The sequence below is a fragment of the Sphingosinicella sp. LHD-64 genome (genome assembly GCF_031157375.1).
Classification (GTDB): Bacteria; Pseudomonadota; Alphaproteobacteria; order Sphingomonadales; family Sphingomonadaceae; genus Allosphingosinicella.
Window position 1 is genome coordinate 1096894 of sequence record NZ_JAVIFV010000001.1, and the last position, 18293, is coordinate 1115186.

The following is an 18293-nucleotide window of genomic DNA, read 5'->3' on the forward strand; positions in this document are numbered from 1 at the left end:
CGAAAGGAGGGAGATTCCAGCTTTCGCTGGAATGACGAGCTAGGCCAGCCGGTTCGTTCCCCGCGTCACGCTCATCGCGTGCCGCCCGGCGATCGTCGTCGAGCGGTCGCGGATCGTGTCCAGGAACAGGAACTCGCCGGTCGCGCGCTCCGGCGTCAGCTCCACGGTCAGATAGCCGCGCCGGCTGAAATCGGCCCATTTGAGCTGCGGGTTGGCACCGATGGTGACGCGGACGAGATCGGCCGGCGGCACCCAGGTCATGTAGCTTTCATAGCCCGGCGAGGTGACGCTCTGGCCGGCGAATTCGACACCCGCAGGTGTGCCGTCGAGATCGAGATCGAACGCCCAGGCATTGTGGCTGTCGCCGGAGAGCACGACGAGATTGGCATTGGCGTCGAGTGCAGAGCGCAGCAGCCGGGCCCGGGCGGCCGGATAGCCGTCCCACATATCGAAGTTGAACGGCAGGCCGGCGCGCGACGCGGCGATGCCGGCGCCGACGGTGCGGCGGGTCTGCTCGCTCGCCTCGGGCGTCAGCATGCCGCCGATTTCCGGCGCGAGCCGCACCGAGCCCATGATCACCTGCTGGGCCAGCACCTGCCATTTCTTGCCGGCACGGGTCGAGCGGGCGAAGCCCTCGCCGAGCCAGCGCTCCTGCGCGGCCCCGAGAATGGTGCGCGCGGGATCCTGCCAGGGGCCGTCGCGGAAGGCGACCAGCGCCGCGCCGAGATCCTGCTGCCCGGCCAAAGCGGCGCTGAGGTCGAGCTGTTCACTGCGCCCGGTCGCCCGCGTCTCGGGCCGGAAGATCGTCGCCAGATCGCCGATCTCGTAGCTCTCCCAGGCATTGTCGGTGATGGGCATCCACTCGCGATAGACGCGCTCGGCGGTCGCCTTGCGCACCGCCCAGTCGCCCTCGTTCGGCTGATGGTTCTCCGCGCCGTTCTGCCAGGCGTTGTTGGTGAGCTCATGGTCGTCCCACATCATCACCATCGGGAACATCTGGTGCAGCCGCTGCAGGTCCGGGTCGGCGCGATAGGCGGCATAGCGCAGGCGATAGTCGGCGAGCTGAACGATCTCGCCCGCCGGCTCGATCACGCGCCCGGCCAATGCCTGCTCCGCACTGGGATAGGTGCTGCGGCCATATTCGTAGAGATAGTCGCCGAGATGGACCATGAGGTCGATATCGTCGCGCGCCGCGGCGTGGGCATAGGCATTGAACCAGCCGAACGGCAGGTTCGAGCAGGAGAAGACCCCGAGCTTGAACCGCTCGGTCGATCCCTCCGGCAGCGTCCGCGTGCGCCCGACCGGCGAGAAGCGCCCGCTCGAATCGACGAAGCGGTAGAAATAGCGCCGGCCCGGCGCGAGGCCGCCCGCCACCGGCTTCACGCAAAAATCATGCTCGGCCTCGGCGGTGACGCTGCCGCCCGCGGCGACGCGCGCGAAATCCTCGGTTTCCGAAACCTGCCAGTCCAGCCGCCCCGCGCCGCCCGCCGGCACATAGCGCGTCCACAGCATCACACCGTCCGCACGCGGTTCGCCGCTCGCAACATTGTGGGTGAAGCCCCGCGCGGCCATCATCTGCGCGGCGCCAGGCATGGCAAGCGCGCCGAGCCCGAACGTGCCGAGGCGGAGGAGCGAGCGGCGGTCGATCGTCAGCATGGTCAGAACCTCACAGTGGCCTGGACGCCGTAGAAGCGCGGCTCACCGGCGATGAAGGTCGGAAAGCCGATCGCATCGCCGGTATTGCCCGCATCCTTGATATAATTCTCGTCGAGCAGGTTGTTGGCGAACAGCTCGACCTCGAACCGGTCGTTGAGCGTGTAGCCGAGCCGCGCATTGACCAGCGCATAGCCGTCCTGCGTCTCGTCCTGGAGGAGATCGGCAATCAGCGCGTTGGGCGGCGCCTGCAGGTCGGGCCGGTCATTGTCGTCGTCGAAGAAGACGCGCGATTGCCAGGTCAGGCTCGGCGTGAAGCTGAGGCGCCCGGGCCCCACGTCGACGCCGAACACCGCGCCCAGCGACAGGCTGTGATCGGGCGACAGCCGGAACCTATTGCCATCGCGCACGCCGGTCCGGAAGCGGCTGTGATTGTACGCATAGGTCGCGAGCAGGGTGACGTTCGGGCTCGCCCGCCACCGCGCCTGCCCTTCGAAGCCATAGGCCTCGGCCTCCCCGGCATTGGTGGTGACGAAGAGCACGCCCTGCTGCACCGTCGTCTGGAAATTGTCGTAGCGGTAGTAGAAGACCGAACCGTCGAGATAGAGATTGCGGGTCTCGCTGCGCGCGCCGATCTCGAAGCTGTCCACCGTCTCGGCATCGATCGCGTCGAAGCGGGCGGCGCCGAACGGCGCGGCCGGCGTGGCGGCCGAGAGCAGCTCCGGCCGGCGGCCGCGGGCATAGCTGGCATAGAGGCTGCTGGTCGGCGTTAGCTCGTAGCGGGCAACCGCGCGCCAGGTGAAGCCGCTGTCCTTGAGGTCCGCCTCGATCACGTCGCCATTGTTGAGAGTGGGCTGCGAGCCGAGACCGAACAGCGGCACGGGAAACTGGGCGGATGGCGGAATGTTCGCCGCGCCCGGCGCCGCCAGCGCGGTCAGCAGCGCCGTGCGCTGCGCGGCCGGCAGACTCAGGGCACCGATGAAACCGCCGAGGATCGAGCGACCGTTGAGGACGGCGGCGCTGGTTCCCGAGGTCTTGTCGTCATGGCTGTAGCGCAGACCCACGCCGAGCTCGAGCCGGTCGGTCACCCGAAAGGTCACATCGCCGAAAATGTCGAACGAGTCGGTCTCGGAAAAATTGGTCGACGTCTCCTGATGGCCGGCCTTCAGGTTGGAGGCGATTCCCAGCGCCAGCGGCCCGGGCAGCGCCACGCCCGATGCCGCCGCCACGCCCTGCAGGAGCTGGCTGGTGAAGGCGGTGTTGGCGAACACCGCGGCTGGGGCCGGGTCGCTCGCCGGTCGTCCCGGAATCGGTCCGTTGAGCAGGCCGGTGAGCCGCGCCAGGAGAACCCGCTCGTCGAATTGAGAGGGCGTGCGCTGCGACCCCTCTTCATGGAAATAGGACGCGCCGATGAAGGCGGTGACGAAATCGTTCTCGTAGGTGAGCCGCAGCTCCTGGCTGAACTGCTCCCCCTGCGCATCCTCGGTCGCGGTCAGCGCGGGGAGCGAGATGCCGTCGGCATCGAAGATTTCAAGGCTGTCAAACTCGCGGTAGGCGGTGATCGAAGTCAGGGAGAAATTATCGGTGAGCCCGGCCCGGATGATCCCGGTCACGCCCCACACCTCGCGGTCGAGGCCCAATTCCCGGCCGTTCTCGAAGCCTGCCCCCGGCGCCAGCGCCGCGCCGGTCCACGGCCGGCTGTCGCCGAGCACCGCGCCGGTGGCCGGATCGGTCGGGTTGAAGGACAGCGACTTGAACGACGTCCCGGCCGGATGATCTTCCTGATAATTGCCGATCACATCGATCGAGATCCGGTCGGTCGGCTCGACGCGCAGCGCACCGCGGATCGCGCCGGTCTCGGCCGAATTGAAGTCCCCGCCGCCCAGCAGATTCTCGATGAAACCGTCGCGCTGACGGTAGCGGCCGGCGACCCGGACCGCGGCGCGCTGGCCGAGCGGGAGATTGACCATCCCCTCGGCCATCCAGCTGTCGTAATTGCCGTAGCTGCCCCTTACCATGCCGGCGAAGCCGCTGGGATCCGCCTTGTTCTGGATGAGATTGACCGCGCCGATCAGCGCGCCGCGGCCGTAGAGCGTCGACTGCGGCCCGCGCGCGACTTCGACCCGCTCCATGTCGAACAGTTCGACATAGGAGCCGCGCGACTTGGAGATCGAGACTCCGTCCTGGAACACCGACACGCGCGGCTCGGTGAAGGCGCTGCCCGAATCGGAGGTGATGCCGCGGATCACGAAGCCGGGATTGTTCGGCGACTGGTTCTGCACCTCGAAACCCGGAATGAAGCGCGAGAGCTCGTCGAACTCGTTGAGGCCGAATTCGTCGAGGAAGGCGCCGTCATAGGCTGTCACCGCCATCGGCACGTCGATCAGGCTCTGCTCCCGGAGCTGAGCGGTGACGAGGATGGTATCCTCCTCCGCAGTGGCAATGTCCTGGGCAAAGGCGGGCGCGGCGGCAAAGGCGAGCGCGCTGGCGGCGCCCAACAGCGGAAAATATGGCATGGAAGCATCCCCCAGCAGCAGTCCATCGCCCCCTTCCAGAGGATCGTGACGCGCCGATGACGGGACGAACCGGGCGGTCCGCGCGAGGAATCGAGCCGCCTCGGCCGCCGCGGCTCGTTCTTGATGCCAGCCTCGCAATTTGAGGAGAGTGAAGATGCTCAGGATTGGCTTGACCGCCGCGCTCGGCGGGATGACGGCGTTTGCCGGCATCGCCCAGGCGGATACGACACCGCCCGATCTCAGCAACCAGACGCTGCGGGTCGAGACGATCGGCGGCGCGGTCGTGAATACCGTCTATCTCGATGAAGGCGGCCGCCTGCAGATCATCGAGGAATCGCTGGGCGAGCGGGTCAGTGGTACCTGGTTCGTCCGTGGCGACCGGGTCTGCATGGAATGGGAACCGCGTGGCCGCGAATGCTGGCCCTATCAGAATGTGATCGGCCAGCGCGGCGTCGAGCAGGTCGTGCAGAGTGACCGCGGCCAGCGGCTCAAGGTGACCTTGCTCTAAATCGAAAGAAACTGGCTGTCGGTGCGCCTAGCGCGCCGACAGCAGCTTCAGCGGATTCTCGATCAGGCCCCTCAGGTCTCGCATGAATTCGGCCGCGTCCCAGCCGTCCACCACCCGGTGGTCGCAGGAGAGCGAGAGGTTCATCATCTTGCGGACCTCGAGCTCGTCGTCGATCACCACCGGCGTCTCGCGCACCTTGTTGACCGCGACGATGCCGACCTCCGGCCGGTTGATCACCGGCGTCGAGGTGATACCGCCCATCGGGCCGAGACTGGAGATGGTGAAGGTCGAGCCCGACAATTCCTCGCGGCTCGCCTTCCCGGTCCGCGCCGCCTCGGCCAGCCGGGCAACCTCGGCGGCGAGGTTCCACAGATCGCGGTTCTGCGCGTCGCGGATGACCGCGACCATCAGCCCGTTCGGGGTCTGCGTCGCCATGCCCATATGGACCGCGCCGTGGCGGGTGATGACCTGCGCATCGTCATCATAGGTCGCGTTGATCTGCGGATATTGCGCAAGCATCCGCGAGAAGGCGGTGATCAGGAAGGGCAGCATGGTGAGCTTGGGATTGCCGCCGCGATCCTGGTTCATCATCGCGCGGGTCTGCTCCAGCGCGGTGACGTCATATTCCTCGACCAGGGTGAAATGCGGGATGCGGCGCTTGGCCTCCTGCATGTTCTCCGCGATCTTGCGCCTGAGGCCGACGACCTTGACCGTCTCGTCCGCCCGCCGCGTGCGCGGCCCACCGGAAACGCCGCCGCTATTGTAGAGCAGATAGGCATCGAGATCGGCATGGCGGATGCGGTCGCCCGCATATTTCACCTGCGCCAGATCGATGCCGAGATCGCGCGCGCGCTGGCGCACCGCCGGCGAGGCCTGAACCTGCCCGGACTTGTGCTCCCGCGAAGGCGGGAGCCCAGCTTCTTCCTTTTGCTCGCTGGACTCCTGGGCTCCTGCCTTCGCAGGAGCACGGGTTTCATCCAGGGACGGAATCTCTTCCTCCTGCGCGGGCGTCGGATCGATCAGCCCGTCGGACAGCGCGACCGTGTCCGCGCGCGACGCTTCCTCGGCAGGTGCTGGCGCCTCTTCTGCCGGCGCGTCGCCCTCGACCTCGAACTCGACCAGCACCGATCCGATCGGGATCTGATCGCCGACCTCGCCCGCGACTCTCACGACCTTGCCGGCCACCGGAGATTCCATCTCCACCGTCGCCTTGTCGGTCATCATGTCGGCGATCTGCTGGTCTTCCGCGACCATGTCGCCGACCTTGACGTGCCAGGCGACGATCTCGGCCTCGGCGATGCCTTCGCCGATGTCGGGCAGCTTGAATTGGTAGCGCGCCATGGCGTCCTCAGTCCTCCAAAGCCTTTTTGAACGCGGTGCCGAGCCGGATCGGGCCGGGGAAATAGGCCCATTCCAGGCTGTGCGGATAGGGCGTGTCCCAGCCTGTCGCGCGCTGCACCGGCGCTTCCAGATGATAGAAGCAGCGCTCCTGGACGAGCGCCGCCAGCTCCGCGCCGAAGCCGGCCGTCCGCGTCGCCTCGTGGACGATGGCGCAGCGCCCGGTCTTCTTCACCGATTCCTCGATCGTCTCGATGTCGACGGGAACGATGGTCCTGAGGTCGATCACCTCGGCATCGATCCCCGCGGCCTCCACCGCGGCGAGCACCACATGGACCATCGTGCCGTAGGCGACGACGGTCAGCGCCTCGCCCTCGCGCACCACCTGCGCCTTGCCGATCGGCACCGTATAGTGCCCATCCGGCACTTCCGAGGCCACATGTTTTGCCCACGGGGTGACCGGTCGGTCGAAGAAACCGTCGAACGGCCCGTTGTAGATGCGCTTGGGTTCGAAGAAGACGACCGGATCGTTGCTCTCGATCGCAGAGATCAGCAGCCCCTTGGCGTCATAGGGATTGGACGGAATGACGGTGGTGATGCCGGCGATGTGCGCGAACAAGGCCTCGGGGCTCTGGCTGTGCGTCTGCCCGCCGAAGATGCCGCCGCCGTAGGGCGAACGGATGGTGAGCGGCACGCACCATTCGCCCGCGGTGCGATAGCGGATGCGCGCGGCTTCCGACACGATCTGGTCGAAGCCCGGATAGATGTAATCGGCGAACTGGATCTCGGCGACGGGCCTCAGCCCATAGGTCGCCATGCCGATCGCGACGCCCATGATGCCGCCTTCGGAGATTGGCGTATCGAACACGCGGCTGCGCCCGTACTTGCGCTGCAGCCCCTCGGTCGCGCGGAAGACGCCGCCGAAATAGCCGACGTCCTCCCCCAGCGCGACGACGTTGTCGTCGGCTTCCATCATCACATGATGGGCGCTGTTGATCGCCTGGATCATGTTCATGACGGTCATTTCTTCTTCGCCTCCAGCTCGGCGATCATCTGGGCCTGCTGCTCCTTCAAATGCCAGGGCATCTCTTCGAACACGTCCTCGAACATGGTCGAAACGTCCTGCGGGAAATCGATCGTCGAGGCGACCAGGGTGCCGAGCTTCTCGGCTTCCTTCTGCGCCGCGCGGACCTCGGTATCGACCTCCTTGGCCAGCTCCTCGTGCCGCCCGTCATCCCATTCGCCGAGCGATACGAGATGCGCCTTCAGCCGCTCGATCGGATCGCCCAAAGGCCATTTCTTGCCCGCGCCCTGCGGCCGGTAGGCGCTGGGATCGTCAGAGGTGGAATGGCCCTCGACCCGATAGGTGAACATCTCGATCAAAGTCGGCCCGAGGTTGGAGCGCGCCCGGTCCGCCGCCCATTGGGTCGCGGCATAGACGGCCAGCGGATCGTTGCCGTCGACCCTGAGGCCCGCAATGCCATAGCCCACCGCGCGCGCCGCGAAGGTGGTGAGCTCGCCGCCGGCGATGCCGGAGAAGGACGAGATCGCCCACTGGTTGTTGACCACGTTGAGGATCACCGGCGCGCGGTAGATGCCGGCGAACAATACTGCGCTGTGGAAGTCGCCCTCGGCCGTCGAACCGTCGCCGATCCAGGCGGCGGCGATCCGGCTGTCGCCCTTGACCGCGCTCCCCATCGCCCAGCCCACCGCCTGCGGATATTGGGTGGCGAGATTGCCGGAGATGGAGAAGAAGCCCTTCTTCTTGTCCGAATACATGACCGGGAGCTGCCGCCCCTTCAGCCGGTCGCCGCGGTTCGAGTAGATCTGGTTCATCATCTCGACCATCGGATAGCCGCGCGCGACGAGCAGCCCCTGCTGGCGATAGGTCGGGAAGCACATGTCCTCGCCGTCGAGCGCATAGGCCGCGGCCACCGCCACCGCCTCCTCGCCCAGCGACTTCATGTAGAAGCTGGTCTTGCCCTGGCGCTGGGCTCGGAACATCCGCTCGTCGAACGCCCGGACGGTCATCATGTCCTTCAGCATCCGCTTCAGCGTCTCGGCGTCGAGCCGCGGGTCCCATGGTCCGACCGCCTGGCCGTCCTCGTCCAGGACGCGCACCAGGGTGAAGCACAAGGGGTGGGTGTCGGCGGCGGCCGCGGAAATATCGGGCCGCGCGACGCTGCCGGCGGCGGGGATCACCAGCTTGCTGAAATCGGGCTCGTCGCCGGGCCGCCCGTCGGGCTCCGGGACATGAAGCGAGAGGCGGGTTCGGTTCGCCCCGCGAACCGAAGCCTGGTCCGGCGGACCAGGCGGCCCGCCTCTCGCCGGACGGTTGCGGCGGTCGGTCTTGCTGGCCATCCTCACCTGCGTTCCTGTGGGCGGGAAGGCGCTCGCCCCCGCCGAGACTCTTCGAAGCGCGGCCTCTAGTCGATTTTTTCGACCGATGCACCCCTTGCGAATTGAGCTACAAGCGTCATCGATCCGCCACGTCGTGCCGAAGGAAAATCGGTTGATGCTCGCAAGGTTCCTCGCCGCCCTCTTCCTTGCGCTCATCCCGGCCGCGGCGCCGGCCGAAACCTCCACCCAGCCGCTGATCTATGTCATGCGCCATCTCAACACGCCGGCCGGCGAGCGCGATCCGGACCTGCTGCCGGAAGGCCGGGAGACTGCCGAGGCGCTCGCCGCCTGGTTTCCGGCCGATGCCCAACCCACCGTGATCTACGTCAGCGATTTCAAGCGCACCCGGCAGACGGCTGCGCCGCTCGCCGCGCGGCTCGGTCTCACGCCGGTCGTCTACGACCCCGCCGACACGCCGGCTTTGGTCGCCCGCGTCCAGGCGGAGCGCGGGCCGGTGCTGATCGTCGGCCACAGCAACACGGTGCCGGACATCGTCGCCGCGCTCGGCGGCACCCGGCCGGCGGCGCTGGTCCATGAGGATTTCGGCGAGATCTGGCGGGTGACGCCCGACGGCGCCACCGCCCGCGCCCGGATCGCCCAATAAAAAGCCCCTCCCCGTCGCCGGGGAGGGGAGAGGGATGGGCGGATCGCCGCTGGCAGCGGGTTTGCAGTGATCCGCCCACCCCGTTTGCTCCCCGATGAGGGTCGGGGAGCAAATCCGGGAATCGGCCTTAAGGATCGATGCAGGCGGCGATCGATTCGAGCTTGCGGACGCGTTCCCTGAGGTCCGCCATCTCGATGAGATCGGCCGCCGCGCCGCGCGGCTCGTGCCGGGCCCGGCCGCTGAGCTCGAGGCGCTTCACCTCCAGCCAGCCCTGCCAGCCCTTGAGGCCGGCCACGACGGTGATGCAGAGGGCGGTCAGGCCGAAGCTCGCCATCGTCAGGGTGATCATCGCTTCGCTCATCTCTTCCTCCTTTGAATCCGAGACGCTGTCGTTTGCGGGTCAGCGCAGTCTTTCGATTTCCGCTGCGGTGCGTTCCGCGGGGTCGGTGGCAAGCCGCTCCAGGACGGCAAGACGTTTGTGCAGCTCGTCTATCTCACGCAGTCGACGCTGTTCGTCGGGATGCTCCCGCGCAATGAGCTTCGCAGCGGATTCCTTGCGCAGCCGGTGCGAGCGAAACAGGCTTTGGGCAAACCAGAGCAGCAGCGCTCCGAACATCATTCCCATCACAAAGGCGGGTTCCGGCTCCATATCTCTTCTCCCTGGAATTTGCCTTACTGCCTACCGCAGCTCTTCGATCTCGCGGGCGAGGCGGCTGTTTGCGCTGGTCGCGTAGGTCTCGATCGCCCGCATCCTCAGCTCATGACTGCGCACTCGCTCGGGCGCAGGTTCCACCTCGCGCCGGCCGAAGCGGAATGAGCCGTCTTCTTCGTTGCGGCGGCGTATATGGCCGAGCACGGCCAGCGCGCCGTAGCCGACCACCGTCCAGGTGAAGCTCACGAAGAGGGCGAGCAGCACGACACCGACCCGGACGATGGTGGCGTCGATCCCGGTCGACCGGGCGATGCCGGCACAGACGCCCAGGAACTTGCCGTTCTCGCGATCCAGTTCGAACCTCATGCCACGCATCCTCATTTCGTCCTCCTCGTCTCCGGGCTTTCCTCGCCCGCCTTCAGAAACCTGTCCTCTTGCCCCTCGCGCCGTTCGGCGATCCGGGGCGACGGCGTCTCGCTCTCGTGCGCCACGATCCGTTCGAGCGCGGCCAGCCGATCCTCCATCCGGTCCAGCAGCTGGAGCATCTCGGCCATCTCGACCTCGTCCATTCCGCGCCGGCGCGGCGGGGCGGACCGCTTCGACGGCCGCACCATCAGCCAGACCAGGAAGGCCCCGATCACCAGCATCACGATCGTGCCGACCGTGAGGGCGATCTCGATCGCCTGCCCGATGTCGTTGCCGTTGATCGACAGGGTCATGCCGCTTCCTTCCGGGCCTTCATCGCCGCGAGCTCGGCCTCGACCCGCTCCGCGACCTTGAGTTCAGCAATTTCTTCCTCGAGCGTCTTGGCGGGGGCGGCGAGGAGCAGCGCTTCCGCCTGCCCTTCCGCATAGTCCGCCTGCCGCTCGAGCAGGTCGAAATTGGCGAAGGCGTCCTCGACCTTCCCGCCGGCATACATTTCGCGCATCCGCATCCGGTTGTGCGCGCTTTCCATCCGGGTCTGGATCGCGTTCTGACGGGCACGGGCCTCGCGCAGCTTCGCCTGGAGCTTGGCGATGTCGGCTTCGGAAACGCGCAGCGCCGCGTCGATCTCGGCGACCTCGGCGATCAGTTCCCCGGCGAGGTCGGTGAGCTTCTCCTTCTCGACCAGCGCAGCGCGGGCGAGGTCCTCGCGGCCCTTCGAGAGGGCCAGCTCGGCACGCTCGGTCCAGTTCGCCTGCAGCTCGCCGAGCTGGGCGACCTGGCGGCGCTTTTCCTTCTGGTCCGCGATGCTGCGCGCCGCAGAGGCGCGCACCTCGACCAGTGTCTCCTCCATTTCGAGGATCATGACGCGGATCGTCTTCGCCGGATCGTCCGACCGTTCGAGCAGGTCGATGACGTTGGCGGCGATGATGTCGCGGGTGCGGGAGAAAATGCTCATGTACGACTGACCTTCGAGTGATGCCCGAGGGCGGGTGAGAGGGGCGGCCGGGGCGTTGAGGGGGGTGGGCGACGATCCGGCCGCCCGTGGCTCAGGCGCTGGCCTGGGCCGAAGCGGAAATCTGGGCGATCGCGGGGCCGGAGCTGGCGGCGGCGGGGCCGACGGCGGCGGCGACGAAGCCGGTGGACAGCGCCAGAGCAGCGACGGCGGCGACGATCGTGTGGGTGATGCTGGTCATTGTCTTGCTCCCTTTGAGCCTTGGTGAAAGTGTTGCCCAAAGGATAACAAGAGCCGTGCCAAACGGATTTTCTGGCGGATTTCCGACATTTTCGGATCGATACGGGAGGCGCAACAGCGACACGCCATCACCTCGACTTGGGAAATTACGCCAACTCTTGGCGTGGTGTATCGAGGTCGGATCTCCGGCGCCGTTCGCCGCTGTCCTTGCGGGTCAGTTCCATGAGCCGCGCGCCCGCCAGGAACACTGCGCCGGTGCAGGCGCCGGCGAGCAGCCAGCCGCCGATGCCCGGCCAGGTTTCGAGATAGTGCTGGCCCCGCTCGACCGCGCCAAGGGCGAGCGCATAGATCACCGCCATCGCCTCGAAGCGGGTCTTGATCACGAACAATCGGCCGATACGCCGCAACATGTCCAGCGCGGAGCAAAAACCGGGCCAATGCCGGAAATCCGCCATTTCCGCCGACCGGGTCTTAACGATTTGTAAACCATACCGACAGACACATGTGCCCGCGGCGCCGGTCAGTCCCCGACATCCATGGTGAAGCCGCCACCCTTGATCAGGGTGACGGTGCAGGTCCGCCAGGTCTTGCCGTCCTCCGCCGCCTGCGCATCGCGGACGTCGTGGAGCGCGGCTTCGATCTCGGCGCGCGCCGCATCGTCCAGGCCCGGCTCGAATTCGGTCCCGTCCGCCATCACCGCGGCGATGTTGACCTCGGCCTTGCCCTCCTCGATCCGTCCGCTGAGCTTCGCCTGCTCGAATCCGACCGGACATTGTCCGGCGATCGCCCGGCCCAGCCGGAGATATTTGTCGTTCACGTCGCTTCGCTCCCATCCGTTTCCAGCGCCAGCAACGCGAAGGTCGCCAGCCAGTGCTCGCCCATATAGTCGCCCGCGACATGCGGCAGGCTGGCGTCGAGATGCACGTCCGCCGTCGCGCGCGCCAGCGCCGCCAGCTCCGGCGGCAGCGCATCCGCGATCCCGCGCCAGCACCAGGCGCGTGAGAGGTTTACCCCGTCGAGATGGGCGATCTTGCCGTCCGACCGGTCGGAGACGAATGCCGGCTTGAACAGGGCCGCCGGCGCGCCCGCCGCGACGTCCGGCAGGAACAGGGCGAACCAGTCGGCAAACGCTCCCGCGTCCAGCACACGCCGCATCAGCAGCGCCTCGGTCAGCGCCGGCGAGATGAACTCGTCGCCGCCCGGCTCCCAGCCCGGGCAGTCGCGGTCACCGGAATAATAGTAATGGGCGCGCTCCCGGATCAGCGTCAGCAGCGCGCGATCATTGCGCGCCGCCCATTCGATGATCAGCGCGAGCGCGAAGGCGGTGTTGTAATGCGCGCCGACACGGATCGGGTAGGTGAGCTTGGGCAGGAAGGCGTGGAAACGGTCCGCGAACGCCCTTGCGAGCGGCGCCAGATTGCCCGCCCAATCGCCCTCGTGCCGCTGCGCCTCGGCATGGAGCGCGAGAAGCCAGGCCCAGCCATAGGGCCGCTCGAACCCGCCCGTATAGGCACGGTCGAGATAGGCGAGCTCGCCGGCGACATGCTCCTCCGTCAGCATCTCGTCGACCAGCGTCCTGACGCGTGGGCCGACCGGCATGTCCGGATAGAGCCGGAGCGTGCGCATCAGCAGCCAATAGCCGTGCACGCAGCTGTGCCAGTCGAAGCTGCCGAAGAAGATCGGATGGAGCTGGCGCGGCCCCAGCACGTCCTCCGGCCCCTCCATCACATGGTCGAGCTTGTGGGGATATTCGCGGGTCACATGGCCGAGCGCGATTTCGGCGAAGCGGGTGGCGGTCTCGGCGGTGAGGTGACGTTTCATCGGAAAGCCAGGAAGTAGATGAGGAGGATGTTGACAGCGAGCAGCGGGAGCGCGGTGCCGACCTGCATCTTGATGACGCCGTTGCGGTCCTTCAGTTCCAGCAGCGCCGCTGGCACGATGTTGAAGTTGGCCGCCATCGGCGTCATCAGCGTCCCGCAGAAGCCGGCCAGCATGCCGATCGCGCCGATGATCGCCGGATCGCCGCCATAGCCCTGGATGAGGAGCGGCACGCCGATCGCCGCCGCCATCACCGGAAAGGCGGCGAAGGCGTTGCCCATGATCATCGTGAACAAGGCCATGCCGATCCCGAACACGAGCACGGTCAGGAACACATTGCCGCCGGGAATCACGGCCCGCGTCGCATCGCCGATCACCGTGCCGACGCCGGCCGCGGCGAAGACGACGCCGAGCGCCGCCAGCATCTGCGGCAGCACCGCCGCCCAGCCGATCGCGTCGATCAGCCGCCGCCCTTCCTGCAGCGGCGCCAGCCTGGGTGGCTTCAGCCAGACGTACAGCGTGACGAGCGCGACCAGCGCGCCGAGGCAGAGGAAGACGTAGGTCTCGCGCCGTTCCTCGATCCAGCCGAGGCTCCCCAGCGGGGTGTACATATAGGCGAGCGTGCCAAGCAGCGCCGTCGCCGGAATGATCAGCGCCGGAAGGAACAATTTGTTGCCGAGATGATAGGACCAGGTTTGCCGCTCGCCGATCGTGGTCGTCGGCGGATTGCTGCGCCCGAGCGCGCCGAACCCGGCCAGTCCGGCCAGCGCCAGCACCAGCAGGCCGTTGACGAAGTCGCCCAGCCAGCTCCCGAAGATCAGGCTCGTCGCCATCAGGCCCCAGAAGGCGGCGTTGCCGAGACGCTTGCCGTTGCTCCGGTCGAATGCGCTCAGGATCGCGAAGGCCGCGAACATCGCGCCGACGAGCGCGTAGGCCCATTGCAGCGTGATCATTTCCGCCGCCTCCTGAGGCTACGGTCGAAGCGCAGCAGCCGGAAGCCGTGGATGAGGAAGGCGGCAATGGCGGTCGGGATCGCCCAGATGGCGAGATCGAGCGGCCGCAGGTCGTAGCCGTAACCGGCCAGCGTCGCCTGAATGAGCACAATCGAGCCGATCGCGATGAAGATGTCCTCGCCGAAGAAGACACCGACATTGTCGGTGCCGGCCGACATCGCCTTCACCCGCTCCTCGCTGTCCTCGTCGAGCTCGCCACCCTTGTCGGTCTCGCCCGCCGCGAGCGCCATCGGCGCGACCAGCGGCCGCACCGTCTGGGCATGGCCCGCGATCGAAATCAGGCCGAGCGCCGCCGTGCACTGGCGGAAGAGGAGGTAAATGAGCAGCAGCCGCCCGGCCGTCGCCGCCTTGATCTTGCGGATCACCGCCGAGGCCCGTTCCTGCAGGCCATAGCGTTCGAGCAGGCCGACGATCGGAAGCACGATCCACACGACCGCGATGATCCGGTTGTCGTTGAACGCCTTGCCGAAGGCGGAGATGACCGGGACGATGTCCATCCCGCCGAGCAGTCCGGTCGCCAGCGCCGCGACAGTGACGACCAGCATCGGATTGAGCTTCAACCAGAAGCCGACGACGACGATCAATATGCCGGCGAGCGGCAGATAGGCGGCATAGGGCCCGAGGGCGCTCATGCGCGGCCGAAGCCCCCGCCGCCCGGCGTCAGAATCACGAACGCGTCGCCCGCCGCCATCTCGGCGCCATCGGTGGCGGTCAGCACCTCCTCGCGGCCGTCGGCGCGCACCACCTTGTTGACCCCGGCCGCGGCATCCCCGCCGCCCGCCACGCCTTTGGGCGCCACCCGCCGGCGGTTGGAGAGGATGGCGGCGTGCATCGGCTCGAGGAACTTCACGCGCCGTTCTACCCCATCACCGCCATGATGGGCACCGACGCCGCCCGAACCGCGCCGGATCGCGAAGCGTTCCAGCACCACCGGATAACGCGTTTCCAGGATTTCCGGATCGGTGAGCCGCGAATTGGTCATGTGGGTCTGCACCGCGCTCGCCCCGTCGAAGTCCGGCCCCGCCCCGGCGCCACCCGCGATCGTCTCGTAATATTGGTGGCGCGCGTTGCCGAAGGTGAAGTTGTTCATCGTCCCCTGGCTCGGCGCCAGCGCCCCGCAGGCGGCGAGCAGGCAATCGGTCACGACCTGGCTGGTCTCGACATTCCCCGCCACCACCGCCGCCGGATAGCGGGGATTGAGCATCGAGCCTTCCGGCACGCGCAGCTCGATCGGCCGCAGGCAGCCGTCGTTCAGGGGAATGTGATCGTCGACCATCGTGCGGAACGCATAGAGCGTCGCCGCCCGGCAGATCGAATAAGGGGCGTTGAAGTTGCTGGTCAGCTGGTTGCTGGTGCCGGCAAAGTCGATCACTGCGGTCCGCGCCGCGCGATCCACCGTCACCGCGACCGAAACCGTCGCCCCGCCATCCATTTCATAGTTAAAACATCCATCGGAAAGTCTTCCGATCAAGCGCCTTACCGCCTCTTCCGCATAGTCCATGACATGCGCCATATAGGCGTCGATCACGTCGCGGCCGTAGCTCCCGGCGATCCGCTTCAACTCGCTCGCGCCCCGCGCGCAGGCGGCGACCTGGGCCTTGAGGTCCGCGATATTCCGGTCCGGATTGCGCGCCGGCCACCGTCCTTCGGCGAGGAGCGCGCGCATCTCCGCCTCGCGGAAATGCCCGGCGTCGACGAGCAGGACATTGTCGATCAGCACGCCTTCCTCGTCAACCGTCCGGCTGTCCGGCGGCATCGATCCCGGCGCGATCCCGCCGATGTCCGAATGATGTCCGCGCGCCGCGACGAACCAGGCCGGCGCCGCGTCGTCCCCCTCATTTTCGGCGACGAAGACAGGCAGGATGACCGTGATGTCCGGCAGGTGCGTGCCGCCGCGATAGGGCGCGTTCAGCACATAGACGTCGCCAGGTTTCATCCCGCGCCCGTCGCGGCCGTCGCCCCTTGCCTCGATCACGGTGCGGATCGAATCGCCCATCGACCCGAGGTGCACCGGGATGTGCGGCGCATTGGCGATCAGGCTCCCCTCCCGATCGAACACCGCGCAGGAGAAATCGAGCCGTTCCTTGATGTTGACCGACGAGGCGGTGTTCTGCAGCGCAACGCCCATCTCCTCGGCGATCGCCATGAAGAGATTGCCCATCACTTCGAGCATCACAGGATCGACGTCCGTCCCCATTGCCGGCGCCCCCGCCCGCGGCACGGCGCGCGTGAGAAGGAGGTTGCCGTGCACATCCACCTCGGCCCGCCAACCCGGCTCGACCACAGTGGTGGCGGACGGGTCGATGATCAACGCGGGACCATCGATCGACGCACCGGCACCGAGCTTCTGGCGATCGTACAGCGCGTCCGCGATCAACGCCTCGCCGGCTTCGAACGCGAACGCTGCAGTCAGCCCTTCACCCTTCCCTACCGCCTCGACGATCGCCGTCTCGACCACCACCGCAGCATCGGACACGAACCCAAACCGCGTCCGGTGCGCCGCCGCGAAATCCGCCGTCATGGCGTCGCCGACCGCCACCTCGAGCGCGGTGTCGCTCCCCTCGTAGCGCAACGCCGCCCGCCGCCGCACCTCCGGCGCCTCGACACCCTGCGCACGGAGCGCCGCCACGGCCTCGCCTTCCAGTTCGGCCAGCGTCGCCTCCAGATCGGCCCCGGCCAGTGTCCGCTGCCTGAGCTCGACCATGTCGGCCAGCCCCATGCCATAGGCGCTGAGCACCCCGGCCAGCGGATGGATCATCACCCGCTCGATGCCCAGCGCGTCCGCCACAAGGCAGGCATGCTGCCCGCCCGCCCCGCCGAAGCATTGCAGCGTGTAGCGGGTCACGTCATGGCCCCGCGCGATCGAGATCTGCTTGATCGCATTGGCCATGTTGTCGACCGCGATGCGGACGAACCCCTCGGCTACGGCTCGGGCGTCCATGCCCACCCGGCTGGCGATCTTCTCGCAGCGCGCCAGCGCAGCCCCGGCGTCGATCGGCAGGTCGCCATTCGGCCCGAACACATGCGGGAAATGCTCGGGCCGGATCTTGCCGAGCACGACATTACAGTCGGTTACCGTCAGCGGACCGCCACGCCGGTAGCAGGCCGGCCCGGGCACTGCCCCGGCACTGTCCGGCCCGACCCGGAAGCGGCTGCCGTCATAGGAACAGACCGATCCGCCGCCGGCCGCCACAGTGTGAATCTCCAGCATCGGCGCCCGCACCCGGACGCCCGCCACCGCCCGTTCACTGGTCCGCTCGTAGACGCCGGCATAATGCGACACGTCGGTCGAGGTCCCGCCCATGTCGAAGCCGATGATGTGATCGAACCCGGCCTGTGCCGCGGTCTTCGCCATGCCGACGATCCCGCCCGCCGGGCCGGACAGGATCGCGTCCTTGCCCCGAAACGTCGCGGCATCGGTCAACCCGCCGTTCGACTGCATGAAGAACAGCCGCGCGTCGCCGCCGAGCCCCGCCACCACCCGATCGACATAGCGGCGCAGGACCGGCGACAGATAAGCATCGACGACGCTGGTGTCGCCGCGCCCGATCAGCTTGATCAGCGGCTCGACCTCGTGGCTCGCCGAGACCTGGGTGAAGCCGATCTCCCGTGCCATCGCCGCCAGCGCCGCCTCGTGCGCCGTCCAGCGCCAGCCATGGACCAGCACGATCGCCAGCGCCCGGTAGCCCACGTCATAGGCCCCCTGCAGCCCGAGCCGCGCGGCCCCGGCGTCGAGCGGCCTGAGCACCGTCCCGTCGGCCATCACCCGCTCGTCGATCTCGACGACATGGCCGTAGAGCGGTTCGGGCAGCTGGATGTCGAGCGCGAAGATGTCGGGCCGCGCCTGATAGCCGATCCGCAGCGCATCCCCGAACCCGGCGGTGATCGCCAGCGCCACCGCCTCGCCCTTGCGCTCGAGCAGCGCATTGGTGGCTACGGTCGTGCCCATCTTCACGGTTGCGACCATACCGCCGCCAGCCTCGTCCAGGATCTGGCGGATACCGGCCACCGCCGCATCGTCGTAGCGCTCGGGATTTTCGGAGAGGAGTTTCCGCACCACCTGCCGCCCGTCCGGGGCGCGCGCGACGATGTCGGTGAAGGTGCCGCCGCGGTCGATCGAGAAGGTCCAGCCGGGGCCGCTCATGCCGGGTGCCTAGCACCCCGCTCCCGGGT

19 protein-coding genes are annotated in these 18293 nt (G+C 67.5%); 2 read left to right on the forward strand and 17 right to left on the reverse strand.

Features of this window, described 5'->3' with window-relative positions; translation table 11 throughout:
• Positions 1-39: 39 nt before the first annotated feature.
• Both RCO27_RS05310 and RCO27_RS05315 read right to left on the reverse strand, forming a co-directional pair.
• Positions 40-1656, reverse strand: a complete 1617-nt coding sequence (locus RCO27_RS05310) for an alkaline phosphatase D family protein (protein ID WP_309001593.1) — start codon at positions 1654-1656, stop codon at positions 40-42.
• A gap of 2 nt (positions 1657-1658) precedes the next feature.
• Positions 1659-4169 (reverse strand): TonB-dependent receptor domain-containing protein, encoded by a 2511-nt coding sequence (locus RCO27_RS05315; RefSeq protein WP_309001594.1) that lies wholly within the window; start codon positions 4167-4169, stop codon positions 1659-1661.
• A gap of 154 nt (positions 4170-4323) precedes the next feature.
• On the opposite strand from RCO27_RS05315, the gene RCO27_RS05320 reads away from it, so the two are divergent.
• Positions 4324-4677 carry a hypothetical protein gene (locus RCO27_RS05320; RefSeq protein WP_309001595.1) on the forward strand — a complete coding sequence of 118 codons (354 nt, stop codon included), beginning with the start codon at positions 4324-4326 and terminating at the stop codon, positions 4675-4677.
• A 27-nt stretch (positions 4678-4704) separates the two neighbouring features.
• Here RCO27_RS05320 and RCO27_RS05325 read toward each other — a convergent pair whose 3' ends face one another.
• From RCO27_RS05325 to RCO27_RS05335, 3 genes are read right to left on the reverse strand one after another with little or no spacing between them, the layout of a single operon-like run.
• Entirely contained in the window at positions 4705-6018 is a 1314-nt protein-coding gene (locus RCO27_RS05325) for a dihydrolipoamide acetyltransferase family protein (RefSeq protein WP_309001596.1), read from the reverse strand.
• A 7-nt stretch (positions 6019-6025) separates the two neighbouring features.
• On the reverse strand, positions 6026-7030 hold the full coding sequence (locus RCO27_RS05330; RefSeq protein ID WP_309001915.1) for an alpha-ketoacid dehydrogenase subunit beta: 1005 nt from the start codon (positions 7028-7030) through the stop codon (positions 6026-6028).
• Positions 7031-7035: 5 nt separating this feature from the next.
• Entirely contained in the window at positions 7036-8376 is a 1341-nt protein-coding gene (locus RCO27_RS05335; protein ID WP_309001597.1) for a 3-methyl-2-oxobutanoate dehydrogenase (2-methylpropanoyl-transferring) subunit alpha, read from the reverse strand.
• A gap of 154 nt (positions 8377-8530) precedes the next feature.
• On the opposite strand from RCO27_RS05335, the gene RCO27_RS05340 reads away from it, so the two are divergent.
• Entirely contained in the window at positions 8531-9019 is a 489-nt protein-coding gene (locus tag RCO27_RS05340; RefSeq protein ID WP_309001598.1) for a phosphoglycerate mutase family protein, read from the forward strand.
• A gap of 127 nt (positions 9020-9146) precedes the next feature.
• Here the strand turns inward: RCO27_RS05340 and RCO27_RS05345 are convergent, their stop codons facing one another.
• The 12 genes from RCO27_RS05345 to RCO27_RS05400 form a co-directional block, all read right to left on the reverse strand.
• A complete protein-coding gene (locus RCO27_RS05345) occupies positions 9147-9380 on the reverse strand; it encodes a hypothetical protein (protein WP_309001599.1) in 234 nt (77 codons plus the stop codon).
• A gap of 39 nt (positions 9381-9419) precedes the next feature.
• A complete protein-coding gene (locus RCO27_RS05350; protein ID WP_309001600.1) occupies positions 9420-9668 on the reverse strand; it encodes a hypothetical protein in 249 nt (82 codons plus the stop codon).
• Between the two features lie 30 nt (positions 9669-9698).
• Positions 9699-10037, reverse strand: coding sequence for a PspC domain-containing protein (locus tag RCO27_RS05355; protein WP_309001601.1), 339 nt, complete (start codon positions 10035-10037; stop codon positions 9699-9701).
• 11 nt (positions 10038-10048) lie between these two features.
• Positions 10049-10390, reverse strand: coding sequence for a hypothetical protein (locus RCO27_RS05360; protein ID WP_309001602.1), 342 nt, complete (start codon positions 10388-10390; stop codon positions 10049-10051).
• A complete protein-coding gene (locus RCO27_RS05365) occupies positions 10387-11052 on the reverse strand; it encodes a PspA/IM30 family protein (protein ID WP_309001603.1) in 666 nt (221 codons plus the stop codon). The genes RCO27_RS05360 and RCO27_RS05365 overlap by 4 nt, the downstream gene beginning before the upstream one ends.
• 91 nt (positions 11053-11143) lie before the next feature.
• Complete coding sequence (locus RCO27_RS05370) at positions 11144-11290, reverse strand: hypothetical protein (protein ID WP_309001604.1); 147 nt, start codon at positions 11288-11290, stop codon at positions 11144-11146.
• A 145-nt stretch (positions 11291-11435) separates the two neighbouring features.
• A complete protein-coding gene (locus tag RCO27_RS05375; RefSeq protein WP_309001605.1) occupies positions 11436-11744 on the reverse strand; it encodes a hypothetical protein in 309 nt (102 codons plus the stop codon).
• Between the two features lie 65 nt (positions 11745-11809).
• Entirely contained in the window at positions 11810-12106 is a 297-nt protein-coding gene (locus RCO27_RS05380; RefSeq protein ID WP_309001606.1) for a hypothetical protein, read from the reverse strand.
• Complete coding sequence (locus RCO27_RS05385; RefSeq protein WP_309001607.1) at positions 12103-13110, reverse strand: DUF2891 domain-containing protein; 1008 nt, start codon at positions 13108-13110, stop codon at positions 12103-12105. Before RCO27_RS05385 ends, RCO27_RS05380 begins: the two co-directional genes overlap by 4 nt.
• Entirely contained in the window at positions 13107-14060 is a 954-nt protein-coding gene (locus tag RCO27_RS05390; RefSeq protein WP_309001608.1) for a DUF979 domain-containing protein, read from the reverse strand. Before RCO27_RS05390 ends, RCO27_RS05385 begins: the two co-directional genes overlap by 4 nt.
• On the reverse strand, positions 14057-14752 hold the full coding sequence (locus RCO27_RS05395; RefSeq protein ID WP_309001609.1) for a DUF969 domain-containing protein: 696 nt from the start codon (positions 14750-14752) through the stop codon (positions 14057-14059). The genes RCO27_RS05390 and RCO27_RS05395 overlap by 4 nt, the downstream gene beginning before the upstream one ends.
• Positions 14749-18264 carry a hydantoinase B/oxoprolinase family protein gene (locus RCO27_RS05400; RefSeq protein WP_309001610.1) on the reverse strand — a complete coding sequence of 1172 codons (3516 nt, stop codon included), beginning with the start codon at positions 18262-18264 and terminating at the stop codon, positions 14749-14751. The genes RCO27_RS05395 and RCO27_RS05400 overlap by 4 nt, the downstream gene beginning before the upstream one ends.
• Between the last annotated feature and the right edge of the window lie 29 nt (positions 18265-18293).